Origin of the sequence: Puerhibacterium puerhi, from assembly GCF_009846865.1 — a bacterium.
Lineage (GTDB): Bacteria > Actinomycetota > Actinomycetes > Actinomycetales > Cellulomonadaceae > Puerhibacterium > Puerhibacterium puerhi.
In genome coordinates this window covers 46,264-70,046 of sequence record NZ_WUWN01000018.1, presented here as the reverse complement: position 1 = coordinate 70,046, position 23,783 = coordinate 46,264, and the positions used below count along the sequence as shown (strand labels likewise).

The window sequence follows — 23,783 nt, the reverse complement described above, 5'->3', positions numbered from 1 at the left end:
GCGGCGCGGCCCGCCGGCGACGACGCCGACGCGGCGGTCGCGCGCCTGACGGCCGCCGCCGGCGCCGTGAGCGACGCGCTGCTGGCCCGGGCGGGCGGGGCCAGCGGCACGGCCGCCGAGGTGCTCACCGTCACCGCGGGCATGGCGACCGACCCCACGCTGGCCCGCGACGCCGAGCGCCGCGTGCGCGAGGAGGGCGCCACGCCCGAGCGCGCCGTCTGGGACGCCGCCGACGCGCTGGCGGCGCAGCTCGAGACGCTCGGCCCGCCGCTGAGCGAGCGCGCCCGCGACGTGCGCGACGTGCGCGACCGCATCGTCGCCGAGCTCACGGGCGTGCGGCCGCCCGGCGTCCCCACGCCCGGCCACCCGTTCGTGCTCGTGGCCGAGGACCTGGCCCCGGCCGACACCGCGACCCTCGACCCCGGGCAGGTCCGTGCGGTCGTGACGGCCGGCGGCGGTCCGACGTCGCACACGGCGATCCTGGCGCGCTCGCTCGGCATCCCGGCCGTCGTCGCCGTCGCCGGGGCGCTCGACCTCGCCGACGGCGACACCGTGCTCGTGGACGGCACCGGTGGCGTCGTCGAGCGCGACCCGGACGCCGCGACAGTCGCCGCGCTCGCGGACGCCGGCCCGCGCGGTCGGCGGGCCCTCGAGGCGCCGGGGCGCACGGCGGACGGCGTGCGCGTCGACCTGCTGGCCAACGTGGCCGACGCCGACGCCGCCAAGGCTGCCGTGGAGGCGGGCGCCGAGGGGGTGGGCCTGTTCCGCACGGAGTTCTGCTTCCTCGGCCGCGCCGCGGAGCCGAGCGTCGAGGAGCAGGTGGCGGCCTACCGGCCGGTCCTCGCGGCGTTCGGTGGCCGCAAGGTGGTGGTGCGCACGCTCGACGCCGGCGCCGACAAGCCGCTGCCGTTCGTCACCGCCGCGAGCGAGCCCAACCCCGCCCTGGGCGTGCGCGGGCTGCGCACCGCCGCCCGCCACCCCGAGGTGCTCGACCGGCAGCTCGAGGCGATCGCGCAGGCGGCCGCGGCCGAGCAGGCGGAGGTCTGGGTGATGGCGCCGATGGTCGCGACCGCGGACGAGGCCGAGCGGTTCGTCGCGGCGTGCGCGCGGCACGGGCTCGAGCGCGCCGGCGTGATGGTGGAGGTGCCCGCGGCGGCGCTGCGCTCGCGGTGGGTGTTCGAGCACGCCACGTTCGGCAGCCTCGGCACGAACGACCTCACCCAGTACGCGATGGCGGCCGACCGTGAGCTCGGGGACCTGGCCGTGCTGTCGACCGGGTGGCAGCCGGCGGTCCTGGAGCTGGTGCGCGCCACCTGCGACGGGGCGGCCGAGCGGGGGCGGCCGGTGGGCGTGTGCGGCGAGGCTGCGGGCGACCCGGTGCTGGCCCCGGTGCTCGTGGGCCTGGGCGTGACGTCGCTGTCCATGGCGCCGCGGGCGCTGGGCGACGTCGGCGCGGTGCTGGCCGCGACGTCGTCGGACGCGTGCCGCGAGCTCGCCCGGGCGGCGCTCGCGGCGCCCGACGCCGAGGCCGCCCGCGACGCGGTGCGCGAGCGGCTGCGGCCGGTGCTGGCGGAGATCGGCCTCTGACGCCGAGGTGGTCGCTCCTCCCGGCGAGATGGTCCGCGGCGACCGTCTCGGCGGGGCGGGCCGGGGTCAGGCGACCTCGGTCTGCTCCAGGAACGCGACCAGGGCGTCGAGCGCGGCGCGGTCGTCGTCGCCGTCGGCCGGCGTGCTGAGCACGACCTCGTCGCCCGCGCCGGCACCCAGCGTCATCAGGCCGAGGATGCTCGCGGCGTCGACCGGCTCGCCGCCGGGCCTGGCGATCCGCACCGGGACGGGCTGCTCGCCCGCGGCCTTGGCGAACAGCGCGGCGGGCCGGGCGTGCAGACCCTCGCGGATGGCGACGACGACTGACCGTTCCATGGGGCGCTCCCTTGCCGTGGGTCCACTGGTCTGGACCAGTCGTCGCATCATAGGGGCACGTCCTGGATCGCGCGACCGTGCGGCGCCCGGCACGCTCTCGCCCAGCCAGTGCCCAGGGCTCAGGCTTAGGGTGACGCCATGGCGGACCAGACCCGGACCCCGCAGGACGGCACCGAGGAGTCGCAGCCCCTGCACCACCCGGCACCGGACCGCACGTCACCCGACGGCCGCGGGCTGCCGGAGATCCCCGTGACGCTGTCCACGGCGTCGGTGTACCCCCGCCGCGCCGCGTACGCGTTCAGCGCGGCGGCCGAGCTCGGGTACGACGGCGTCGAGGTGATGGTCTGGTCGGACCCGGCCACCCAGGACGCCCGGACGCTGCGGCACCTGGCGACCCAGTACGGCGTGCCGGTGCGGTCGGTCCACGCGCCGACGCTGCTGGTCAGCCAGCGCGTGTGGGGCCGCGCCCCGGCGCCGAAGCTGCGCCGCAGCGTGGACCTGGCGCTGGAGGTGGGGGCGAGCACCGTCGTCGTGCACCCGCCCTTCCGCTGGCAGTACAAGTACGCGCGTGACTTCCAGGAGCAGGTGCGCGAGCTGAGCGCCGAGACGGGCGTGACCATCGCGGTGGAGAACATGTACCCGTGGCGGCCCCGCAAGCACCGCGGGCAGCGCGACTACATGGCCTACCTGCCGGGCTGGGACCCCACCGAGCACGGCTACGACGCCGTCACCCTGGACCTGTCCCACGCGGCCTGCGCGGGCCAGGACGGCCTCGAGCTGGTCAAGGTCTTCGGCGACCGGCTGCGGCACGTGCACCTGGCCGACGGCTCGGGGGCGGCGCGCGACGAGCACCTCGTGCCCGGCCGCGGCCGCCAGCCGTGCGACCTCGTGCTCGAGGAGCTGGTGTCCCGCGGCTGGCGGGGCGACGTCGTCGTCGAGATCGCCACGCGCAAGGCGCGCTCGCCCCACGAGCGCCGCGCCGACCTCGAGGCGTCGCTCACCTACGCGCGCTCCTACCTGCAGCCGGAGCCGAAGGAGTACCACCCGCCGGCCCCGGAGCACCGGCACCTGCCGGCCGACGCGTGGTGAGCCCGCGCCGGTGAGGCCGCGCCGGTGAGGTCGCGCCGGTGAGCCCGCGTCAGGCGGCGACGTCGCGCGCGCCCACGGCGCGCAGCACGAAGGCCTCGGTGGCGCGGACGGCGCGCTCGCGGGCGGCGGCGTCCTCGGGGATGAGCCGCCCCGACAGGCAGGCGTTGACGAGCTGCACGGTGGGGTCGATGTCCTGCTCCGGGAACTCGCCGCTGTCGATCCCGGAGCGCAGGATCCGGCGCAGGATCGACTCGACGATCTCGGCGTGCTCGCGCAGCCGCTGCTGGGTGCTGCGGGACAGCACCGTGCGCAGGTCGGGGCCCGGGGCCAGGTGGAACACGCGCGCGAGCTGGGCCTGCTGCCGGATGTACGTGCGCAGCTGCTCGACCGGGTCGTCCACGCCGTCGAGCGCGCGCTCGAGCGTCTGGGCGTACTGCTCCGTCTCGTGCGTGATGAAGCCGAGGAGCAACGCTTCCTTGTCGGGGAAGTGGTTGTAGACGGCGGTGCGACCCACCCCGGCCGCGGCAGCGATGTCCGCCAGCGTGATGGTGTCGAAGCCGCGCTCCTGCATCAGCGTGGACAGGGCCGTGAACAGCTTGTGCCGGGTCATCTGGCGGTGCTCGTGCAGGCTCTTGCCGATGATCTTGGGCATGCTGACATCATAGGCATTCGCCGTCAGTACCCTGAGCGCTACCCTCGGCGTTGTGACCGATGCCACGCCCCCGGGCGCCGACCCCATCCTGCCGGACACCAAGGACTGGACGTGGGTGCTGGAGCGCCCGTGCCCCGAGTGCGGCTTCGTCGCCGCCGACGCCGACCCGCTGGGCGTCGGCAACGCCGTGCGGGCCACGCTGCCGCGCTGGCGCGCCGCCCTGGAGCGGGCCGACGCCCGCGAGCGGCCCCGGCCCGACGTCTGGTCGCCGCTGGAGTACGGCGCGCACGTGCGCGACGTCTTCCGCCTCTTCGACGAGCGGCTCGCCGCGATGCTGGCCGAGGACGACCCGCTGTTCGCGAACTGGGACCAGGACGCCACCGCGGTGGCGGAGGGGTACGCCCGCCAGGACCCGGTCGTCGTCGCGCGCGAGCTCGAGACGGCCGGCGAGCAGGTGGCCGAGCGCTTCGACTCGATCACCGCCGCCGACCTCGAGCGCCCGGGCCGCCGGTCCAACGGCTCGGAGTTCACGGTGCGGACCCTGGGCCAGTACTTCCTCCACGACGTGGTGCACCACCTGCACGACGTCGCCGCCTGACGCCGCGGTCCGGTCGTGGCGACCGCCCCGCCGTCGGTGCCCGTCGAGCACGTCGGGGGCCACCTGCTGCTGGTGCCCGCCGCCGGCGCGCCGTCCTTGCCGTCCCTCGCGGCGGCCTGGTTCGCCGAGGTCGTCTGGGTGCGCCAGCCCGTCGTGACCGCGGTGCCCCGGGGCGCCGTGGGGGCCCGGTTCCGCGGGGTGCGCGTCGCGGCGGCCGAGCAGCGCTCGCCCGGCGTGCTGCGGATCGACGGCGAGCACGTGGTCGTGGGCCCGTTCCCGGTGGCCGCCGAGGACGCCGCGGCCCTGGAGGTGCGCGGCGGCGCGGCCGCCGACGCGTACGCCGTGACCCCGACCGACGGTGCGGCGCCCGCGCGCGGCCCGCGCCCGACGTCGTACGACGACCGCGACGGCGTCGCGCGGGCGTTCGCCGCCGGGCTGCCGCAGGGCGCGGAGCTGCGCGCCGTGCAGTGGGCGGCGGCCGTGGCGCGCAAGACAGGCGGCTCGGTGCTCGCCGACGGGCGCGTGCTGCTGGCGCCGGACCCCGCCGGCGCCGTCGACGTCGCGCTGTACGCCACGCACCCCCTGGCGCCGGACGACCTGCTCCGGACCGTCCGCCGCCTCGCGGCGGCGGCCGAGCCCGTCGCCGCGGCACCGGGCGGCCCGCTGCGGTACGAGGTCACGGCGGGCACCCCGTACGACGGCGCGCTGCGGGTCGAGGTGGAGCACGTCGACCGCGTGCCGCGCGCCCTGGGAGCGCTGGAGTGGCGAGACTACGGGCCCTTCGCCTACCGCCTGCGCTGGCTGGCGCCCGACCCGTACGAGCTGCAGGTGGAGCGGCCGTCCACGCTGCACGTGCTCGCCCGCAGCCGGATGCGCGCGACGATCGCCCGCCTCGCGCTGCTGCTGCACGAGCGGGTGGGCGGGGCGATCGTCGACGACGGCGGGTTCCTCGCGACGCCGGAGGAGCTGCGGGCGCGGCTCGAGCCGGGGGCCGCGAGCACGGGCGCCTGGGTGTGAGCCTGCGCCCGGCGGGCGCCGCGCCGGGCCCGCGCAGTAGCCGCGCCGGGCCCGCGCGCCGAACGTCCACAGCGGTATCCACAGCCCCCGTCCACAGGGAGTTGTGGACAAGGGTGTGATTTCCACCGCGTTGTTCACCGCCTGTGAATCGCGACCGGCGCCCGCTCCGCGGCGGCGCGACGGGCCTCGCACGGCACGCGAGGGCGGAACCCGGGCGGGCGTCGTGACGGAGGCCACGGGCGGCCCATATAGCACCCGCCGAGGGATGCTACTCGGGCCGTGGCGGCCGCGAGAACACACCGTTTCCGACTTGTTACCTGGGGTGACGCGACGCCGGCGGGCCCCGTCGCCGGTCGGGGCGCGGGGCGCCGCGCGCGGGCGCCCGGGGCCGCCGCGAGGGGGCTGCGGAGGGTGTGACCGAGCCCGCCTGCCGGGCCGGAGGATCGACCTGTGGACCGTCCGGGCTCCCGCCGCGGCGCCCGGCGTCCACAAATTTTGTCCACAGGGCTGTGGGTGATGTGGGGATTCCGCCGCACGTCCTGTGGACGAGTCTGTGGTCAGGCGCGTCGGCCGCAATCCACCCCGGCAGGGTCTTGCACCAGGCCCGACGCCCGCACTACAAACGTGGCTACCGGTCTCGACGACGAACACCGGGCGCCTCGCTGCAGGAGGTGCCGGGCTCGCGGACGAGACACCGGTCGACCGGAGAACGAACGAGCCTCCCGTACCGCGGTGCGGGCTGCGGATGACGACGCAGGTGCTCGAGCGGGGCCGGAAGACCACCCGCGTCCGGCGGGGCCGTGGAGAACGGGTTGGGGGCCCGCGCACGAGCACGTGCGCGACGGCTCCTCGCCCGACGGTCCTGCCGGGGTCGTGACGTCACACGGCGCCCCTGGCCCTCAGGCCAGGGGAGCGCGGTCTCGCCGAGGCCCCCGGCCGCCCCGGGGGCCTCGGCCGACTCTGCGGCCGACTCTGCGGCCGCCCACCTCCGCCGGGCCGTTCACCACGGCCGGTGCCCGCCCGCGGCCGTGGCCCTAGGCTCGCCGCATGAGCAACCTCGAGACCCGCCCCGCCGAGCAGGTGTGCGCCGCGGGCGACGTGGCGCCGGGTGTCCAGCTGCTCACGGCCCGCGACGTGCCGCTCGGCGGCCCGCGCGCGATGAGCGTGCGGCGCACCCTGCCGCAGCGCGTGCGCTCGCTGGTCGGCGCGTGGTGCTTCTGCGACCACTACGGGCCCGACGACGTGTCCCGGTCCGAGGGCATGCAGGTGCCGCCGCACCCGCACACCGGCCTGCAGACGGTGAGCTGGCTGTTCGAGGGCGAGATCCTGCACCGGGACTCCGTCGGGTCGCTGCAGACGGTGCGGCCGGGCGAGCTCAACCTCATGACGGCGGGTGCCGGCATCTCGCACTCCGAGGAGTCCCCGCGCGAGGGCCGGCCGCCGCGGCTGCACGGCGTGCAGCTGTGGACGGCGCTGCCGGCGTCCGCGCTCGGCGACGCGCCGCACTTCGAGCACCACGAGGGCCTGCCGGTGCACGAGGCCGACGGCGCCCGCGTCCAGGTGTTCATGGGCGCTCTCGACGTGGCGGGACGGCGGCTGGTCTCGCCGGCGCGGACCTACACGCCGCTGGTCGGCGCACAGGTGGACCTGGCGCCGGGTGCGCGGCTCGAGGTCGAGGCCGACCCGGCGTTCGAGCACGCCCTGCTCGTGGACGCCGGCGAGGTGACCTTCGCCGACGCCGCGGTGCCGAAGGACCAGCTCGCGTACGCCGCCCCCGGCCGCGACCGCCTCGTGGTCGAGGCCGGCCCCGGCGGCCCGGCGCGTGCCGTGCTCCTCGGCGGGGTCCCGTTCGACGAGGACATCGTCATGTGGTGGAACTTCGTGGGGCGCACGCACGACGACGTCGCCCGGGCGCGCGCCGAGTGGATGGCGCAGGTGGCGGACGCCCCGGACGGCGCCACCGCCTACGCCGACGGCGCCGCGGGGCGCCGCTTCGGCCGGGTCGACGGCTACGCCTCCGGGCCGCTGCGCGCGCCGGTGCTGCCCGACGTCACGCTCAAGCCGCGCACGCGCCCGGTCACCCCGCCGGCGCCGGGCGTCGCCGAGCCGCCGGCCCTGAGCTGAGCGCGGGTCGGTCACGCAGGTCGCGAGCACCGACCCGAGCGCCCGCAGGCCGGTCGCGGCGGGTGGCCGGCCGGCTCGCGCGGGCTCAGGAGACCTTGAAGCTGCGCAGCGGGCTGTAGCCGGCCGCGTGGTCCGTGTCGGCGGGCATGTGCACCCGGTAGGTGTACGTGCCGCGGGTGGTCGGCTTGATCGAGAAGGAGTAGGTGCTCGAGGACGAGAGCGTCCGGCTCGCGACGTTCTTCCACTGACCGCCGACGTGGCGCTGCAGGTACACCGTCCGGCCCCCGTGGCTGGGCGCGACCGAGCCGGAGAGCGTGACGGTGCTGCCGAGCGGGAACGAGGTCCTCGACAGGGTCCCGGTCACCCGGGTGGCCACGGTGACCCCGCGGAGCGGGCTGACGCTCCCGGTGAGCGTGCTGGAGCCCCGGTAGACCCACGTGTAGGTGACGCCCTTGGTGGGCCTGTGGGTGTAGGTGAGCGCGCCGCCGGTGCCGCTGGTCACCGTGGCGACCAGCGTGTCCGACGTGGCGCCCTTGTACCTGCCGTACAGCTGGACGGGCACCCCGGCGAGCCCGGCGCCGGTGTCCTTGCGGACCAGCTTGCCCGTCACCGTCACCGAGCCGCCGGAGGTCAGGGCGGTGGTGCTGGAGCCCAGGGAGACCTGGGTGCCGCGCAGCGTCACGGTCGACGCCGGGCCGTAGGCGCCGGACCGGTCCCGCACCCAGACCCGGAAGGTGTAGGTGGTGCCCGCGGTGAGGCCGGTGGCCTTGGCGGAGCTGCCGGTGCCGGAGTACACCGCGATGCCCTGGCTGGGGCTGGACGGTGCGGTGGTGCCCGCGCCGGCCCGCACGACGACCTTGTCCAGGTCGGTGATGCTCGGCAGCGTCCAGGTCAGCGTGGCGCCCTGGTAGGCGCCCTGCGCCTTGAGGCCCGAGACCGCGGGCGGCGCCACGTCGACGGTCCGGAACGTGGACGTGAAGCGCCCCCTCTGGACGGCACCCGCGCGGTCCGCGACCCCGCTGACGGCGATCCGGTACGGCGTGCCGTCCTGCAGCGCCGCGGCCGGGGTCAGGGTCACCGTGCTCCCGCTGACCGAGACGCGGGCGGCGACCGCGGCCCCGGTGCGGCCCGAGAGCAGGCGCACCGTGGAGGGCGTCACCGAGGCGGGATCGACGTCGCGGGCGAAGGTCACGGTCGGCCTCGTCGTGACCGGGACGGACGCGGCGAAGTCGGCCGGGGCCGCCGCGCGCACCCAGGCCTGCTCGCCCGCCGGGCTCGCGGGCGACGACGTCGGGCCGGACGCCAGCGTCACGGTGTAGGGACGCGTGTCCAGAGCGCCGTTGTAGCTGCTCACCGCGACGAGGTAGGAGCCCGCGGGGAGCCGGGCGGACACCTTCTCCCGGACGCCACCGGCGCCGGCGTCGGCCTGTCCGAGCAGGCGCAGGTCGCGGTCGTAGACGGCGACGACCGGGTCCACGTTCTGCGACCGGCTCGCGTCGTACGAGGGCGGCGTCACCGTGACGTCGACGGCCCTGAGGCCGTCGACGGAGAACGCGTACCAGTCGACGTCGCCCTCGGCACCGATGGTCCCCGTGCGGGTGGTGGTGGCGGCGAGAGCGCCGAGCGCGGTGGCCCGGGCCGGCACGTCGTTGGGCTCGTTCGCGCCGAGCGACGGCGCGGGGAAGTCCTTCGCCCAGGAGCCTCCCGCCGCGGCGTACGCGTCGAGGACGCCGTAGCCGTAGTACGGGTCGATGCCGCGCGGGCCGGCGTCCCGGGCGGTGCTGCGGAGCCGGGACGCGACCTGCGCCGGGGTCAGCGACGGGTACACCGTCCGCACCAGCGCGACCGTGCCGGCGACGATCGGGGCGGCGAAGGAGGTGCCGTCGCCGACGTAGTAGCCCCCGCCCGGACCGGTGGAGACGATGCCGGCACCGGGCGCGGCGACGTCGACCCAGTCGCCGTACGAGCTGAAGTCGGTGAGGCGTCCGGTGGCGTCGGTCGCGCCGACCGCGACGACCTCCGGGTACGCCGCCGGGTACTGGGCGCGGCCGTCGCCGTCGTTGCCGGCGGCCGCCACCACCACTGCGCCCTTGCCGGTGGCGTACCGCACGGCGTCGTGCAGCACCGCGCCGTCGTGGGGACCGCCGAGCGACAGGTTGATGATCCTGGCGCCGTGGTCCGCGGCCCACACCACGCCCTCGGCGACGTCCGAGTCGTACCCCGAACCCTCGGCGTCGAGAACCTTGACCGGCATGACGCGAGCCGTCCAAGCGGCACCGGCCACGCCCTCGCCGTTGTCGGTGTTCGCGGCGGCGATGCCGGCGACCATGGTGCCGTGCCCGTTGTCGTCCTTCGGCGCGCTGCCCGGGGTGAGCGCGTTGTAGCCGGCGACCGTGCGCCCCCGGAGGTCCGGGTGGGCGGTGTCGACGCCGCTGTCGACCACCGCGACGACCTGGCTGGTCGAGCCCTTGGTCCGGTCCCACGCCTGCGGCAGCCGGACGGTGTCGAGGTAGGACTGCTCGCCGTAGGCGTAGGCCAGGTCGTCCGGCGCGACGGTGGCTGTGCGCGCGTAGTCGAGGGTGACCTCGGCGATCGCCGGGTCGTCCCGGAGGCTCTCCACGAGGTCGACCGCGGAGGCCTCGCCGTGCACCCTGACCCAGCCCGTGCCGGGGACGGCCGAGCCGGCGCGGGCGTCGCGCCGGGACAGCGCCCGGTCCTTCGCGGCCCTGGCGGCGCTGGGCCTGAAGCGGACGAGGACGGCGTCGGCGGCGAAGTCGCGCTCCGTCGCGTCGTCCGGACGCTCCGGCCGCGGCAGGTGCTCGGCGTCGAGCTCGTGGTCGGGCGACGGGGCTGCGGAGGCCGGGACGGCGGGCAGCAGGAGCGCCCACGAGACGGCCAGTGCGAGCGCGGTCACCGCCGGGCGGCGGAGTGGCAAGGGGACCCCCGGAGGAGAAGTGAGGCAAGGACCGTCGTCACGGCTCGGAGCCGTGGCGAGCGATCGGAGTGTGCCAGAGGAGAAGGCGCGATTGACGGCAACGACGCCGACGTCGCCGCAGGATCGCCGAGCGTGCCGACGGAGGCGCTCCGCTCCCTCACGGCGCCGCCCGTCCGGTCGATGGGTACCCCCGTACGACCGCTCACGCGATGACGGGAGCGCCGTCAACGACAGTCGTCCACGACAGTCGTCGCCGCGGGCGTGCACGCGCCGCCGGCGCCCACCGCTGACGACGAAGGCCCCTCGCCGCGGGGCGAGGGGCCTTGTGCTGGAGCGGGTGACGGGAATCGAACCCGCGCTGTCAGCTTGGGAAGCTGAAGTTCTACCATTGAACTACACCCGCGTGACGCACCGTCGGCGGTGCGCGCGTCCCGATCATAACCGCCCGCGGCGGGTCGGCCGAATCCGACGCCCCGGACGGTGCCCGCGGGCGGGGCCGCGCGGGGACTACCGTGTCCTCGTGCTGCTCTCCGACCGCGACATCCGCGCCGAGCTCGACGCCGGGCGCGTCCTCCTGGACCCGTACGAGCCGGCCATGATCCAGCCGTCGAGCATCGACGTGCGCCTGGACAAGTTCTTCCGGCTGTTCGACAACCACAAGTACCCGGTCATCGACCCGGCCCAGGAGCAGCCCGAGCTCACCCGCCTCGTGGAGGTCGGCCCCGAGGAGCCGTTCGTGCTCCACCCCGGAGAGTTCGTGCTCGGCTCCACGTTCGAGACGGTCACGCTGCCCGACGACGTCGCCGCGCGCCTGGAGGGCAAGTCGTCCCTCGGCCGCCTGGGTCTGCTCACGCACAGCACCGCGGGCTTCATCGACCCGGGCTTCGGCGGCCACGTGACCCTGGAGCTGAGCAACGTGGCCACGCTGCCCATCCTGCTGTGGCCGGGCATGAAGATCGGCCAGCTGTGCTTCTTCCGGCTGTCCTCGCCGACGGAGCACCCCTACGGCTCGGCCGCGTACGGGTCGCGCTACCAGGGCCAGCGCGGCCCGACGGCGAGCCGGTCGTGGCAGTCGTTCCACCGCACCGCGATCTGACGCGCCAGGACCGAGGGGCGACGGAGGCGTGGCATGAGCCACGGTGAGAGCAAAAAGGGCAAAGTGCCGCTAGGCGGGCAGGCTCCGCGCCGTTACGCTCGATCGCGCCACGCCGGCGCGACCCGCCGTCGTGCCCTGCCGACCCGGAAGGAGCTCCGCATGGCCGAGACCGCCACGGCCGCGCTCCCGGCGCTGCCGCGCTCCGTGACCCGCGGGCACGAGGCGCGCCACCTGCTGGCCCTGCCCGCCGACGTCGTCGTCGACGAGGTCGAGGTGCTCGCGATGTCGCGGTTCGTCGGCACCCGCTGGGACGTGGTGCCCGCCGAGCTGCCCGGCGCCGACGTGCCGGTCGGCCGCATGGCAGGCCCCGGCGAGCCCGGCGTGCTGCGGCTGAGCCGGCACTCCACGCTCACCGGCCCGTACGCCCCGGCCGGCCAGGGCTTCGACCCCGGCCTGCCGGCCGGCACCCAGCTCGTGTTCGACGTCGTCACCCCGCGCGAGCGCTGGGACGACCCGCCCGTGCCGGGCGAGGGGGACCGCGACGGCCTGGCGCGGTCCTTCCCCGGCGGCCTGCCGAACCGCGAGGAGGAGCGCGTCGTGTCGTGGCTGATCGCCGCCGCGCGCCGGCTCGGCGGCTCGGTGCGCCTCGACGTCGCGGGGCTGTGGGACCCGGCCGTGCCCGCGGACCGGCGCGGCAGCGGCACGGTGCTCACGCCCGACCCGGCGGCGGCCGTGGACCTGGCGGTCTTCTCGGACGTCTGGCTCGACCCGCAGGCCTGCCAGCAGGTCGCCCAGGCGGTCCACCCCGCGGCCGCCCTGGCCACGGAGGGCGCCGAGTACCAGGGGCCGCCGCCCGGCCTGGCCGAGGGTGGGCTCCTGGCTGCCGACGACCTCGACGACGACGAGCGCCGCGCGCTGCACGCCCGCGCCGACGACGTCGACATCGCCGCGCTGCAGGCCCCCCAGGTGCTCGACGGCTACGGCGTCGTGACCGACCTGGGCCCCGACGGGTACGTGACCGTCGAGGTCATGGGCGAGACGGTGCTGCCCCTGCTGCTGCGCGACCTGCCGTGGGCCGCGGACGGCTGCGTCGCCTACCACGTGCGCTGGGACCCGCCGGACGTGGCGGAGGCGCAGCGCGAGCGCCCGGACCCGGTGCTCGTGGCCGCGCGCCGGCGCGCGGCCGAGGTGGTGGCCGGCATGTCCCGGGCGCTGTGGGAGGCCGTCGGCGGGGAGATCGCCGACGAGGCGGACTTCCTCGTCGACCCCGAGGACCTCTGACACCTCGGCGCGTGCTGGATGCCCGGGGCAGGTAACGGTCAAGAACGGGTAAGATGAGTCGCGAAATCGCCCACCCGCCCGCGTCACGCGGTACGTCGTCGACCCTGCCTGTCTGAGGCTCGAAGCGTTCCGTACGGCGCCCGACCGGACGGAGCGGACGTGCTGCTCGTACTTCTCGCCCACCTCGTGCTGGCCCTCGCCGCCCCCACCCTCGTGGGGTGGTGGGGCCGGCGTGCGTTCTGGGCCCTCGCCCTCGCCCCCGCGACCGCGGCCGGGTACGCCCTGACCAAGACCTCGGCGGTGCTCGCCGGCGAGACGGTCGTCGAACAGGTGCCCTGGGTGCCCGGCCTCCACCTGGCCCTGGACTTCCGGTTCGACACGCTGTCGTGGCTGATGCTCCTGGTGGTCGGCGGGGTCGGCGCCCTCGTGCTGCTGTACTGCAGCGCCTACTTCTCCCGCGACGCGCAGGGCCTGCGCCGGTTCGGCGGCGTCCTGGTCGCGTTCGCCGGGGCGATGGCGGGCCTGGTCACCTCCGACGACCTGCTCCTGACCTTCGTGTTCTGGGAGCTGACCACGGTCTTCTCCTACCTGCTGATCGGTCACTACGCCGACCGCAAGGCGTCGCGGCGCGCCGCCATGCAGGCGATCGTCGTGACGACGGCGGGCGGCCTGGCGATGCTGGTCGGCCTCGTGATCCTCGGCGTCGACGCCGGCACCTGGCGGGTGTCCGAGGTGATCGCCGCCGGCGCGGAGGGCAGGCTCACCGGGCCCGCGGTCACTGCCGCCGCGCTGTGCCTCGTCGTGGGCGCGGCCAGCAAGTCCGCGCTGGTGCCCACGCACTTCTGGCTGCCGGCGGCGATGGCCGCCCCCACGCCGGTGTCGGCGTACCTGCACGCGGCAGCGATGGTCAAGGCCGGCATCTACCTGGTCGCGCGGTTCGCCCCCGCGTTCGGCGAGGTCCCCGCCTGGCGGGTGTCCCTCGTCGTGCTGGGGGCGGCCACGTTGCTGCTCGGCGGCTACCGCGCCATGCGCCAGCACGACCTCAAGCTCGTGCTCGCCTTCGGCACCGTCTCCCAGCTCGGCCTGCTCACGCTGCTGCTCGGCTACGGCACGCGCGCCGCGGCGCTCGCCGGGCTGGCGCTGCTCGGGGCTCACGCGATGTTCAAGGCGTCGCTGTTCCTGGTCATCGGCGTCGTCGACCGCGCGACCGGCACCCGTGACCTGCGCCGGCTGTCCGGCCTGGCCCGGCAGCTGCCGATCACCTGCACCGCCGCGGTGCTCGCCACCGCGTCGATGGTCGGCCTGCCGCCGTTCGCCGGCTACGTGGCCAAGGAGGCGGCCCTCGAGGCCTTCGTCGCCGAGGCCCACCACGGCGACCCCCTCGGCTGGTGGATGGTCGCCGTCATCGCTCTCGGCTCGGCGCTCACCCTGGCCTACGGGCTGCGGTTCCTGTGGGGAGCGTTCGGGACCAAGCGGGACTGGGAGCGCCGCTGGCACGCCGAGCACCCGCTGCCCGCCGACGAGGAGGGCCCCGTCGCCGGCCCGACGCCGGCCGAGCGGCAGCCGCTGTGGCTCGTGGTCCCCCCGGTGGTGCTCGGCGCCCTCGGCCTCCTCGCCGGCCTGCTGCCGAACTTCGGCGAGGGGCTGCTCGCCCCGTACGCCGACACCTATCCCGCCGGCGAGCCCGGGCACCTGGCCCTGTGGGGCGGCATCGCCCCGCCGCTCGGCGTGACGCTCGTGGTCTTCGCCGTCGGCTTCCTGGCCTTCTGGCAGCGCTCGCGGGTCGAGCGGTGGCAGGATTTGCTGTGGTCGCCCCGCGGCGCCGACGCCGTCTACCGCCGCTCGATGCGCCGCCTGGACGACCTCGCCGCCGACGTCACCGGCCGCACCCAGCGCGGCTCCCTGCCGTTCTACCTCGGCGCGATCCTCGTGGTGCTCGCCGTCGGTCCCGGCCTCGCGCTGGCGTTCGGGCTGCTGAACCCCGCCACGGGCACCGGCGTGCTGCCGGTCGCCGCCGACGCCGCGGGCCGCGCCGGCGTCGTCGGGATCGGCCCGCTCGCCGTCGCGCTGTGGGACCGGCCGGCGCAGCTGGCGATCGTCGTGGTCGTCGCCGTGGCGGCCGTGCTGGCCGCCCGCTCGCGCCGCCGCCTCAAGGCGGTGCTGCTGGTGGGCGTGGCCGGCTACGGCAACGCCGCGCTGTTCCTGCTGCACGGCGCCCCCGACCTGGCGCTGACCCAGGTGCTGTGCGAGACGGTGACGCTGGTGGTCATGGTGCTGGTGCTGCGCCGCCTGCCCCCGTACTTCTCCTACCGGCCGCTGCCCGCGAGCCGCTGGCTGCGGCTGGCGGTCGGCGTGGTGACCGGCCTGGTGATGATGCTGTTCTGCGTCGCGGCGCCGCTGGCCCGCGTGCACCTGCCGATCTCCGTGGACTTCCCGCAGGAGGCGCTGAGCTGGGGCGGCGGCAAGAACGTGGTCAACGTGACGCTCGTCGACATCCGCGCGTGGGACACCGTCGGCGAGATCTCCGTGCTGCTCGTGGCCGCGACCGGCGTCGCGTCGCTGGTGTTCCTGCGCCAGCGCAGCGGCACCGTGCTGCGCGCGTCCGACGACGCCGAGGCCACGCGCCGGGAGGCGGAGGCGTTCGCCAAGGCGCCGCGGCGCCCGCAGTACGCGCGCTGGCTGGTGGCCGTGCCCACGCTCGCCCCGGAGCGTCGCTCGGTGCTGTTCGAGGTGATCACCCGCGTGATCTTCCACGTGATGGTGGTGTTCGCCCTGTTCCTGCTGTTCAGCGGGCACAACGCCCCGGGCGGCGGGTTCGCGGCCGGGCTGGTCGTCGGCATCGCCCTGACGGTGCGGTACCTGGCCGGCGGGCGCTACGAGCTCGGCGAGGCGGCGCCCGTGCACCCCGGCCTGCTGCTCGGCACCGGCCTGTTCCTGTCCGCCGGGGTGGGCCTGGCCGCGCTGCTGAGCGGCCACGACGCGCTGGAGAGCTTCGCCCCGCACATCGAGCTGCCGGTGCTGGGCGAGGTCCACCTGGTGACGAGCCTGTTCTTCGACATGGGTGTGTTCCTCGTCGTCGTGGGCCTCGTGCTCGACATCCTGCGGACCCTCGGGGCCGAGATCGACCGGCAGGCCGACACCGACGAGGCCGAGGAGGCCGCCCTGGTCGCCCGCGTCCGAGAGGAGGAGCACGCATGATCGTGCTCGACACCGTCCCGTCCGGCGCGCTGGTGCTGGCGGTGGGCGTGCTCTTCGCCGCCGGCGTGTACCTGCTGCTCGAGCGGTCGCTGACCCGGGTGCTGCTCGGGTTCGTGCTCGTGGGCAACGGCGCGAACCTCGCGATCCTCGTGGCCGGCGGCCGCGCCGGGGCCTCGCCGATCGTCGGCAACGCCCCCGAGGACGAGCGGATGAGCGACCCGCTGGCGCAGGCCATGATCCTCACCTCGATCGTCATCACGCTGGCCCTGGTGGCGTTCGTGCTGGCCATGGCGTACCGCTCCTGGCAGCTCAACGGCCACGACGAGGTGCAGGACGACGTGGAGGACCGCCGCATCGCGCGGCTCGCGGCGCGCAACGCGCCGTCGTACGACGACGCGGACGCCGGCGAGCCCGGCGTGTCCCTGGACGAGGAGGCGGCGGAGATCCACGACGAGGTCGCGCAGGTGACGACGGTGCGCGCGCCCGAGGCGCCCGACGACGGGCGCGACCCCGCACCCGGCATGGGGCGCGACCGGTCGCAGGGCGGCCGGGACGGCCGTGACGGCCGGGACGGGGGCCGCGCATGAGCATGTGGTCGGTCGACACCCTCGTCCCGCTGCCCGTCCTGGTGCCGCTCTTCGGCGCGGGGCTCACCCTCGCGCTGCACCGCCACGTGCGCGCCCAGCGCACCATCTCGGTGGCGGCGATCGCCGTCGCGCTCGCCGCGTCCGTCGCGCTGCTGGTCGCCGCCGACGAGGGCCCGGTCGTCGTCGACATCGGCGACTGGGCGGTGCCGGTCGGCGTCGACCTCGTCGCCGACCGCCTCGCCGCGCTCATGCTCACCGTGAGCGGCGTCGTCATGCTCTGCGTGCTGCTGTACTCGATGGCGCAGGGCGTCGCCGACAGCCCCGGCCGCGACGACGACCCGGACGCCGACGAGGAGTCGGAGGCCGACGTCATCCCCGTGGCGATCTACCACCCCACCTACCTGGTGCTGGCCGCGGGCGTCGCCGACGCGTTCCTCGCGGGGGACCTGTTCAACCTCTACGTCGGCTTCGAGATCCTGCTCGCGGCGTCGTACGTGCTGCTCACCGTGGGCGGCACGGGCGAGCGCATCCGCGCCGGCAGCGTCTACGTCGTCGTCGCCCTGCTGAGCTCGATCCTGTTCCTCACCGCCGTCGGGTTCGCCTACGCCGCGACCGGCACGGTGAACATCGCCCAGCTCGCCGAGCGGATGCCGGACGTCGACCCGGCCGTGCGCCTGGGCATCCAGCTGCTGCTGCTCCTCGCGTTCGGCATCAAGGCGGCGATCTTCCCGCTGTCGGCCTGGCTGCCCGACTCCTACCCGACGGCGCCGGCCCCGGTCACCGCGGTGTTCGCCGGCCTGCTCACCAAGGTGGGCGTCTACGCGATCCTGCGCACGCAGACCCTGCTGTTCCCGGGGCACGAGCGGGTGGAGCAGGTGCTCATGGTGCTCGCCGTGCTGACGATGGTGGTCGGCATCCTCGGCGCGGTGGCGCAGGACGACGTCAAACGACTGCTGTCCTTCACCCTGGTCAGCCACATCGGCTACATGGTCTTCGGCATCGCGCTGGCCTCCGAGGCCGGCACCGCCGCGGCGATCTTCTACGTCGTGCACCACATCACCGTCCAGACCACCCTGTTCCTCGTGGTCGGGCTCGTGGAGCGGCGCGGCGGGTCGACGTCGCTGGACCGCCTCGGCGGCCTGGCGAAGGTGGCGCCGGGACTGGCCGTCCTGTTCTTCGTGCCGGCGATGAACCTCGCCGGCATCCCGCCGCTGTCCGGGTTCCTCGGCAAGGTCGGCCTGCTGGAGTCCGGCGTCGCCGACGGCTCGCTGCTCGCCTGGGTCGCCGTCGTCGGCTCCGTGGTCACGTCGCTGCTCACGCTGTACGCGCTGGTCAAGGCGTGGAACAAGGCGTTCTGGCAGGCGCCGCCGGAGGCGATCGTCGAGGGCACCACCGGCCAGGCCGTGCTGCCACGCGGCATGGTCGGCCCGACGGCGGCGATGGTCGCCGTCGGCCTCGCGCTGACCGTGGTGGCCGGGCCGCTCTACGCGTACTCGGAGCGGGCGGCGGCCACGTCGATGGACGGGCGCACGTACGTCGAGTCCGTCTTCCCCGGCGGCGGCGAGCGCGGCACGGGATCGTCCAACGAGGTCGTGGGGGAGGAGCACCCGTGAGCGCCGTGACCACCACGAAGACCGCCCGGCCGGGGCCGTGGCGCCGCCGCGCCCGCCGCCTGCGCGCCCAGTGGACCACCATCGTCGTGCTCACCGTGATCTGGGTGCTGCTGTGGGGCGACCTGTCGTGGGCCAACCTCATCGCCGGCGCGGTGCTGGGCGCGGTCGTCGTCACCGTGCTGCCGCTGCCGTCGGTGCAGACGCACGGGCGCCTGCGGCCGTGGCCCTTCCTCGTGCTGGCGGGGCGGTTCCTCGTCGACCTCTTCGCGGCGTCGTTCCACGTCGCCTGGTTGGCGCTGCGGCCGGGCAGGCCGCCGCGGTCCGGCATCGTCGGCGTGTGCCTCGCGTCGAGCTCGGAGGTGTTCCTCACGATCACCGCGGAGATGACGTCGCTCGTGCCGGGCTCCGTGGTGGTGGAGGCGCACCGCAGCACCCGCATGCTCTACCTGCACGTGCTCGACCTCGCCGGCGCCGGTGGCCCGGACGGCGTCCGGGAGACGACGCTGGCGCTCGAGGCCCGGGTGCTGCGCGCGTTCGCGTCGGACGACGAGCTCGTCCGGCTCGGCCTCGCGACGCCCGGCGACCGGCTGGTGCGCAGCACCGCCCGAAGGGAGGGACGCGCGTGATCGTCGCCGTCTTCGTCGCGACCGGGCTGCTGGCCGTCGCGGCGCTGCTCGCCGTCGTCCGGATCGAGCGGGGCCCGTCGATGCTCGACCGCAGCATCGCGTTCGACGTGCTCACCAGCGTGCTCGTCGGCGCGATCGCCGTCGAGGCGGCGTGGTCGCGCCGCACCGAGACCATCCCGATCCTCGTGGTGCTGTCCCTGGTCGGCTTCGTGGGTTCCGTGGCGATCGCGCGCTTCGCGTCGGTGGAGCCCGAGGGCGAGGGCGTGGTGCGCTCGTCCGACGAGATCGCTGCCGGCGAGGCCGGCCGCATGGAGGCGCTGGACGCCGCGGAGGCGTCGCACGACGCCGAGCACCACGGCGGCGGCGCCGAGGGGGAGGTCCGATGACGCAGGCCGATCCCGGGGTCTGGACGACGCTGGCCGACGTCGTGGCGGCTGCGTGCCTGCTGCTCGGCGCCTACTTCTCGCTGTCCGCGGGCGTGGGCGTGCTGCGCTTCGGCAACCTGCTGGCCCGCACCCACGCCGTGGCCAAGCCGCAGGTGCTGGGGCTGATCCTGCTGCTGATCGGTGTGGCCCTGCGCGTGCGGTCGTGGCCGACGGTGACGATGCTCGCGCTCGTGGTCGCCTTCCAGCTGCTGACCTCGCCCGTCTCGGCGCACATGGTGGGCCGGGCCGGCGTGCGCACCGGCAAGGTGGACCCCGCCGACCTGGAGGTCGACGAGCTGGGCGGCGACGAGGCGGAGCCGCGGCGTCTGCCGGAGGAGCCGACGGCGCCGCGGTAGGCCGTGCCCGGCCGCGTCGCCCGCGCCGCGCGCGTCCTGCCGGCGCGTCCTGCCCGGGCGTCGGGCCCGGGCGTCGGGCCCGCGCGGCATGATGCCCGCGTGGACTTCTCGCAGCCGCCCGTGGTCCGCGTCGTGCCCGACGGCGAGCACCCGCTGCCGGGCGGCGTGTGGCCGCGCACCGTGCCCGCCGTCGAGCAGGTGCTGCGCGACGGGCTCGAGCTGGCGCCCGGCGTGACGTTCCTGGTCGGGGAGAACGGCAGCGGCAAGTCGACGCTGGTGGAGGCGGTGGCCGTCGCCTACGGGCTCTCGCCCGAGGGCGGTACCGCGCACGGGCGGCACTCGACCCGCGCGACGGAGTCGCCGCTGCACCGCGCCGTGCGGCTGCAGCGGGGCGTCGGGTCGGGGCGCTGGGGCTTCTTCCTGCGTGCCGAGACGATGCACGGCTGGTACACGTTCCTCGAGGAGCACCCGGGACCGCGGGACCCGGTGTTCCACGAGATGAGCCACGGCGAGTCCTTCCTCGCCGTCCTGGAGACGCGGTTCGACGGGCCGGGCCTCTACTGCCTCGACGAGCCCGAGGCGGCGCTGAGCTTCGCCTCCACCCTCAGCCTCATGAGCGTGCTGGCGGACCTGGCGGGGCGGGGCGGGCAGGTGCTGTGCGCGACGCACTCCCCGGTGCTCGCGGCGCTGCCCGGCGCGACGATCCTGGAGGTCGGCCCGTGGGGCCTGCGCGAGGCCGCGTGGGAGGAGCTCGAGCTGGTGCAGCACTGGCGCGCGTTCCTCGACGCGCCCGGGCGCTACCTGCGCCACCTGCTCGGGTGAGCGCCGCGGGGCGCTGGTAGACCGGGCGCATGACCCTCCCCGACACCGGCAGCCCGCGCGTCGCGCAGCCCGCCGAACGCACCGAGAGCACCCTGACCGTCCTCGTCGCCTTCGGCGCGAACGCGCTCATTGCCGTCGCCAAGTCGGTGGCGGCGGCGATCACCGGCTCGGCCTCGATGCTCGCGGAGGCCGTCCACTCCTGGGCCGACACGGGCAACGAGGTGTTCCTGCTGCTCGCCGACCGCCGCTCGCGCCGCCCGGCCGACCGCGCGCACCCCCTCGGCTTCGGGCGCGAGGCCTACGTCTGGTCGATGTTCGCGGCGCTGGGCCTGTTCGCCGTCGGCGCCGGCGTGTCGATCACCCACGGCGTCCAGGAGCTCGTGCACCCCGAGCCGGCGGGGAGCTTCGGGGTGGCCTACGTCGTGCTCGGCGTCGCGTTCGTGCTCGAGGGGATCTCGTTCCTGCAGGCCACGCGGCAGGCGCGGGCCGAGGCGCGCTCGGCCGAGCGCGACGTGCTGCACCACGTGCTCGTCACCTCGGACCCCACGCTGCGCGCCGTCGTCGCCGAGGACGCCGCGGCGCTCGCCGGCCTGGTCATCGCGTTCGGCGGCGTGCTGGCCCACCAGCTCACGGGGTCGCCCGTGCCGGACGCCGTCGGCTCCATCGTCGTCGGGCTCGTGCTCGCCGTCGTGTCGGTGGTGCTCATCGACCGCAACCGGCGGTTCCTCGTCGGCGAGACGGCCCTGCCGGCCACCCGGGAGGCGGCGCTGCAGGCGCTCCTGGACATGCCCGAGGTGGAGCGGGTGACGTACCTGCGCCTGGAGTTCGTGGGGCCGCGGTCGCTGTACCTGGTCGCCAGCGTGGACCTGCGCGGCGACGAGTCCGAGACCGCCGTGGCGCGGCGGCTCGACGCGCTCGAGCGCCGGGTCACGGCCCTGCCCATCGTGGCCGGGGCGGTGTTCACCGTGTCGACGCCGGAGGAGCCGTCGCTGCGGCCGTGACCGCCGCGGCCTCGCGGGCCAGCAAGCTCTCCTTGACGCCGAGGCCGTAGCGGAACCCGCCGAGCGAGCCGTCGGTGCGCAGGACGCGGTGGCAGGGCACGAACAGCGCGGCGGCGTTCATGGCGCAGGCCCCGGCGGCGGCGCGCACCGCGGCGGGGCGGCCGGCCCGCGCCGCGTACTGCGTGTACGTCACCCGCTCGCCGGGCCGGACGCCGCGCAGCACCTCCCACGCGTGCTGGCGGAACTCGCCGGACCGCTGCACCACGGGCACCGCCGCGACCGCAGCCAGCTCGCCGTCGTAGTAGGCAGTCACCGCGTCGACGGCGGCGCGCAGGCCGTCGTCGGTGCCGGTGGTGAGCTCGACCGGGCGCAGCCCGGGGTGGACGAGCGGCAGCAGCGTGCCGGGGTCCTCGGTCCAGCCGGCGGCGAGCACGGCACCCGCCGCGGCGACGCTCGTGGGGGCGCCCGGGGCGTCGCCTCCGGGCGCGCCGACGAGCACGGTGAACGGGCCGTCCGGGGTGGCGAGGGTGGCGGTGCGGGCGGTGGTCATCGGGTCTCCTCGGGGGTGCGTGGGCGGGCGGGGGCGCGGCCGGCGGGGCGCTGGGCGGCGACCCGCCACAGGTGCAGGGCGGCGTAGGAGCGCCAGGGCGCCCAGGCGGCGGCGCGCTCGGCGAGCGCCCGGTGCGCGCGGGCCTTCGGCGTGCCGGCCGGCAGGTCGAGCGCGCCGGCAGCGACGGCGCCGGAGAGCAGGGCGACGTCGCCGGCGAGCCACGCGTCGGGGTCGCCGAGCACGCGCATCGCCACGTACGCGGCGGTCCAGGGCCCGACGCCGGGCCGGGCCACGAGCGCGTCGCGCAGCGCGCCGGCGTCGGTGCCGACATCGACGGCGAGCTCGCCGTCGGCCAGCGCGCGGGCGGCGCCGACGACGGCGGCGACGCCCCGTGCGGGCAGCCGCAGCGGCCGCGACGGGTCGGCGGCCGAGGCGGCGTCCGGGGGCACCGGCACGCCCGCGGCGACCTCGGCCGGGGTGGGGAACAGCCGGTCCAGGCCGGGCAGCGACGAGGCGTACGGGCGCCCGACGGCCGCGGCCAGGCGGCCGAGGTGGGTGCGCGCCGCGGCCACCGAGATCTGCTGGCCGACGATCGCGCGCAGCACCAGCTCCTCGGGGTCCACCGTGCCCGGCACCCGGACGCCGGGCGTCGCAGCGACGAGCGGGGCGAGCGCGGGGTCGGCCGCCAGCGCGGTGTCGACGGCGACGGGGTCCGCGTCGAGGTCGAGCAGGCGGCGCACCCGGGCGACGGCGGTGGCGACGTCGGCGAGCGACGTCAGCTCGAGGCGCAGCCGCAGCGCCCAGCGCGCGCCGGGGCCGTGCGCACCGGTGGCGTCCGGCGTCGCGGCCACCTCGAACGCGCCGGGGCCGTGCGGCAGCGCGAGCGTGCGCGCGTACCGCAGCGTGCCGTCGTCGTCGGTCGCGGCCGCCTCCACGCCCGCGACGGCGCGGGCCGCGAGGAAACCGAGCACGCCAGGGGCGTCGAACGGCTGGCGCACCGGCAGCGCGAGCTCGAGGCGCACGGCCGCGCCCGCCGGGGTGGCGGCGGGCCGCTCGCCACGCCGGGCCCGGGCGCGCAGCTCGCCCGGCGTCGCGGCGAAGACCGCGGCGACGGTGTCGTTGAACTGGCGGATGGAGCCGAACCCCGCGGCGAAGGCGACGTCCGCCAGCCGCAGGTCCGTGCCCACGAGCAGGGCGCGCGCCGTCTGCGCGCGCTGCGCCCGGGCGAGCGCCAGCGGCCCGGCGCCCAGCTCCGCCACCAGCAGGCGGTGCACGTGCCGGGCGCTGTAGCCGAGCCGGGCAGCCAGCCCGTCCACGCCCTCGCGGTCCACGACGCCGTCGGCGACGAGCCGCATCGCGCGGCCGGCGACGTCGCGGCGCAGGTTCCACTCCGGGGTGCCGGGCGCGGCCTCGGGCAGGCAGCGCTTGCAGGCGCGATAGCCGGCCTCGTGCGCCGCGGCGGACGTGAGGTAGAAGGTGACGTTCTGCGGCTTCGGCGTCCGCGCCGGGCAGGAGGGCCGGCAGTACACGCCGGTGGAGCTGACGGCGGTGAAGAACTGGCCGTCGAACCGGGCGTCGCGCGCCGCGATGGCGCGGTACCGCTCGGCGAACACCAGGTCGCCGAGCACCGGGTCGGGCGCCAGGTCGCCGGGCGTCGGCTCGGGCGCCGGCGCGCCCGCCGTCGGCTCGGGCGCCGAAACCGTGATCGCTGCCATGTCGCCATCCTGACCTGGCCGGCAGCGCGAGGGCTAGCGGGTTTCGGACACGGCGGTGAGGGCTCGCCCGCTGTTGATGCCCTCTCCGACCCGTGAGCTCGGCACCTTGTCGTGAGCTCGGCACCTCGAGCTGCCGAGCGCACCACCACGGGCCGAGCTCACCACAACGGGGAGA

At 76.1% G+C, this 23,783-nt stretch carries 20 protein-coding genes and 1 tRNA gene; 15 read left to right on the top strand and 6 right to left on the bottom strand.

Annotation, left to right across the window (positions count from 1 at the left end):
• Positions 1-1,587 (top strand): phosphoenolpyruvate--protein phosphotransferase (ptsP, locus tag GSF02_RS11360; protein ID WP_268892870.1); only part of this gene is annotated, 1,587 nt, incomplete at its 5' end.
• Between the two features lie 66 nt (positions 1,588-1,653).
• On the opposite strand, the gene GSF02_RS11355 is transcribed toward ptsP, so the two are convergent.
• Positions 1,654-1,923: an HPr family phosphocarrier protein gene (locus tag GSF02_RS11355; protein WP_159796200.1), complete on the bottom strand. Its 270-nt coding sequence runs from the start codon at positions 1,921-1,923 to the stop codon at positions 1,654-1,656.
• A 138-nt stretch (positions 1,924-2,061) separates the two neighbouring features.
• Here GSF02_RS11355 and GSF02_RS11350 point away from each other — a divergent pair, with 138 nt between their 5' ends.
• Positions 2,062-3,012: a sugar phosphate isomerase/epimerase family protein gene (locus GSF02_RS11350; RefSeq protein WP_159796197.1), complete on the top strand. Its 951-nt coding sequence runs from the start codon at positions 2,062-2,064 to the stop codon at positions 3,010-3,012.
• Between the two features lie 49 nt (positions 3,013-3,061).
• Here GSF02_RS11350 and GSF02_RS11345 read toward each other — a convergent pair whose 3' ends face one another.
• Positions 3,062-3,664, bottom strand: a complete 603-nt coding sequence (locus GSF02_RS11345) for a TetR/AcrR family transcriptional regulator (RefSeq protein ID WP_159796194.1) — start codon at positions 3,662-3,664, stop codon at positions 3,062-3,064.
• 52 nt (positions 3,665-3,716) lie between these two features.
• Between GSF02_RS11345 and GSF02_RS11340 the strand changes: the two genes are divergently transcribed.
• The 3 genes from GSF02_RS11340 (at position 3,717) to GSF02_RS11330 (ending at position 7,403) form a co-directional block, all read left to right on the top strand.
• A complete protein-coding gene (locus GSF02_RS11340) occupies positions 3,717-4,262 on the top strand; it encodes a DinB family protein (protein WP_159796191.1) in 546 nt (181 codons plus the stop codon).
• 15 nt (positions 4,263-4,277) lie between these two features.
• Positions 4,278-5,279: a hypothetical protein gene (locus GSF02_RS11335; protein WP_159796188.1), complete on the top strand. Its 1,002-nt coding sequence runs from the start codon at positions 4,278-4,280 to the stop codon at positions 5,277-5,279.
• A 1,047-nt stretch (positions 5,280-6,326) separates the two neighbouring features.
• The gene (locus GSF02_RS11330; RefSeq protein ID WP_159796185.1) at positions 6,327-7,403 is read left to right on the top strand and encodes a pirin family protein; all 1,077 of its coding nucleotides are present in this window, start codon (positions 6,327-6,329) and stop codon (positions 7,401-7,403) included.
• Between the two features lie 85 nt (positions 7,404-7,488).
• Here GSF02_RS11330 and GSF02_RS11325 read toward each other — a convergent pair whose 3' ends face one another.
• Together GSF02_RS11325 and GSF02_RS11320 are read right to left on the bottom strand one after the other, a co-directional pair.
• Positions 7,489-10,317: a DVUA0089 family protein gene (locus tag GSF02_RS11325; protein WP_159796182.1), complete on the bottom strand. Its 2,829-nt coding sequence runs from the start codon at positions 10,315-10,317 to the stop codon at positions 7,489-7,491.
• Positions 10,318-10,667: 350 nt separating this feature from the next.
• Positions 10,668-10,741 (bottom strand) — tRNA-Gly (locus GSF02_RS11320).
• Positions 10,742-10,858: 117 nt separating this feature from the next.
• Between GSF02_RS11320 and dcd the strand changes: the two genes are divergently transcribed.
• The 10 genes from dcd (at position 10,859) to GSF02_RS11270 (ending at position 21,343) form a co-directional block, all read left to right on the top strand.
• Complete coding sequence (gene dcd, locus GSF02_RS11315; protein ID WP_159796179.1) at positions 10,859-11,434, top strand: dCTP deaminase; 576 nt, start codon at positions 10,859-10,861, stop codon at positions 11,432-11,434.
• Between the two features lie 159 nt (positions 11,435-11,593).
• Positions 11,594-12,715, top strand: a complete 1,122-nt coding sequence (locus GSF02_RS11310; RefSeq protein ID WP_159796176.1) for a hypothetical protein — start codon at positions 11,594-11,596, stop codon at positions 12,713-12,715.
• A gap of 159 nt (positions 12,716-12,874) precedes the next feature.
• Positions 12,875-15,913, top strand: coding sequence for a Na+/H+ antiporter subunit A (locus GSF02_RS11305; RefSeq protein ID WP_159796174.1), 3,039 nt, complete (start codon positions 12,875-12,877; stop codon positions 15,911-15,913).
• Complete coding sequence (locus GSF02_RS11300) at positions 15,910-16,500, top strand: Na(+)/H(+) antiporter subunit C (protein ID WP_159796171.1); 591 nt, start codon at positions 15,910-15,912, stop codon at positions 16,498-16,500. Before GSF02_RS11305 ends, GSF02_RS11300 begins: the two co-directional genes overlap by 4 nt.
• Positions 16,497-18,113 (top strand): Na+/H+ antiporter subunit D, encoded by a 1,617-nt coding sequence (locus GSF02_RS11295; RefSeq protein WP_159796168.1) that lies wholly within the window; start codon positions 16,497-16,499, stop codon positions 18,111-18,113. Before GSF02_RS11300 ends, GSF02_RS11295 begins: the two co-directional genes overlap by 4 nt.
• A complete protein-coding gene (locus GSF02_RS11290) occupies positions 18,110-18,739 on the top strand; it encodes a Na+/H+ antiporter subunit E (RefSeq protein ID WP_235915506.1) in 630 nt (209 codons plus the stop codon). Before GSF02_RS11295 ends, GSF02_RS11290 begins: the two co-directional genes overlap by 4 nt.
• Positions 18,736-19,125 carry a monovalent cation/H+ antiporter complex subunit F gene (locus tag GSF02_RS11285; RefSeq protein ID WP_159796165.1) on the top strand — a complete coding sequence of 130 codons (390 nt, stop codon included), beginning with the start codon at positions 18,736-18,738 and terminating at the stop codon, positions 19,123-19,125. The genes GSF02_RS11290 and GSF02_RS11285 overlap by 4 nt, the downstream gene beginning before the upstream one ends.
• Positions 19,122-19,520, top strand: coding sequence for a monovalent cation/H(+) antiporter subunit G (gene mnhG, locus GSF02_RS11280; protein WP_159796162.1), 399 nt, complete (start codon positions 19,122-19,124; stop codon positions 19,518-19,520). The genes GSF02_RS11285 and mnhG overlap by 4 nt, the downstream gene beginning before the upstream one ends.
• 99 nt (positions 19,521-19,619) lie before the next feature.
• Positions 19,620-20,342, top strand: coding sequence for an AAA family ATPase (locus GSF02_RS11275; RefSeq protein ID WP_159796159.1), 723 nt, complete (start codon positions 19,620-19,622; stop codon positions 20,340-20,342).
• A 29-nt stretch (positions 20,343-20,371) separates the two neighbouring features.
• Complete coding sequence (locus tag GSF02_RS11270) at positions 20,372-21,343, top strand: cation diffusion facilitator family transporter (protein ID WP_159796156.1); 972 nt, start codon at positions 20,372-20,374, stop codon at positions 21,341-21,343.
• Here GSF02_RS11270 and GSF02_RS11265 read toward each other — a convergent pair.
• Together GSF02_RS11265 and GSF02_RS11260 are read right to left on the bottom strand one after the other, a co-directional pair.
• Entirely contained in the window at positions 21,303-21,893 is a 591-nt protein-coding gene (locus GSF02_RS11265; RefSeq protein WP_159796153.1) for a methylated-DNA--[protein]-cysteine S-methyltransferase, read from the bottom strand. The two genes, GSF02_RS11270 and GSF02_RS11265, sit on opposite strands and share 41 nt — an antisense overlap.
• Positions 21,890-23,608, bottom strand: coding sequence for an AlkA N-terminal domain-containing protein (locus GSF02_RS11260; protein WP_159796149.1), 1,719 nt, complete (start codon positions 23,606-23,608; stop codon positions 21,890-21,892). The genes GSF02_RS11265 and GSF02_RS11260 overlap by 4 nt, the downstream gene beginning before the upstream one ends.
• Positions 23,609-23,783 lie beyond the last annotated feature (175 nt).

What these genes read in the sequence shown, in the direction of transcription:
- GSF02_RS11355 (WP_159796200.1), bottom strand. Translation starts at nt 1,923, where the DNA reads ATGGAACGGTCAGTCGTCGTCGCCATCCGCGAGGGTCTGCACGCCCGG.
- GSF02_RS11350 (WP_159796197.1), top strand. Translation starts at nt 2,062, where the DNA reads ATGGCGGACCAGACCCGGACCCCGCAGGACGGCACCGAGGAGTCGCAG.
- GSF02_RS11345 (WP_159796194.1), bottom strand. Translation starts at nt 3,664, where the DNA reads ATGCCCAAGATCATCGGCAAGAGCCTGCACGAGCACCGCCAGATGACC.
- GSF02_RS11330 (WP_159796185.1), top strand. Translation starts at nt 6,327, where the DNA reads ATGAGCAACCTCGAGACCCGCCCCGCCGAGCAGGTGTGCGCCGCGGGC.
- GSF02_RS11310 (WP_159796176.1), top strand. Translation starts at nt 11,594, where the DNA reads ATGGCCGAGACCGCCACGGCCGCGCTCCCGGCGCTGCCGCGCTCCGTG.
- GSF02_RS11300 (WP_159796171.1), top strand. Translation starts at nt 15,910, where the DNA reads ATGATCGTGCTCGACACCGTCCCGTCCGGCGCGCTGGTGCTGGCGGTG.
- GSF02_RS11295 (WP_159796168.1), top strand. Translation starts at nt 16,497, where the DNA reads ATGAGCATGTGGTCGGTCGACACCCTCGTCCCGCTGCCCGTCCTGGTG.
- mnhG (WP_159796162.1), top strand. Translation starts at nt 19,122, where the DNA reads ATGACGCAGGCCGATCCCGGGGTCTGGACGACGCTGGCCGACGTCGTG.
- GSF02_RS11270 (WP_159796156.1), top strand. Translation starts at nt 20,372, where the DNA reads ATGACCCTCCCCGACACCGGCAGCCCGCGCGTCGCGCAGCCCGCCGAA.
- GSF02_RS11265 (WP_159796153.1), bottom strand. Translation starts at nt 21,893, where the DNA reads ATGACCACCGCCCGCACCGCCACCCTCGCCACCCCGGACGGCCCGTTC.
- GSF02_RS11260 (WP_159796149.1), bottom strand. Translation starts at nt 23,608, where the DNA reads ATGGCAGCGATCACGGTTTCGGCGCCCGAGCCGACGGCGGGCGCGCCG.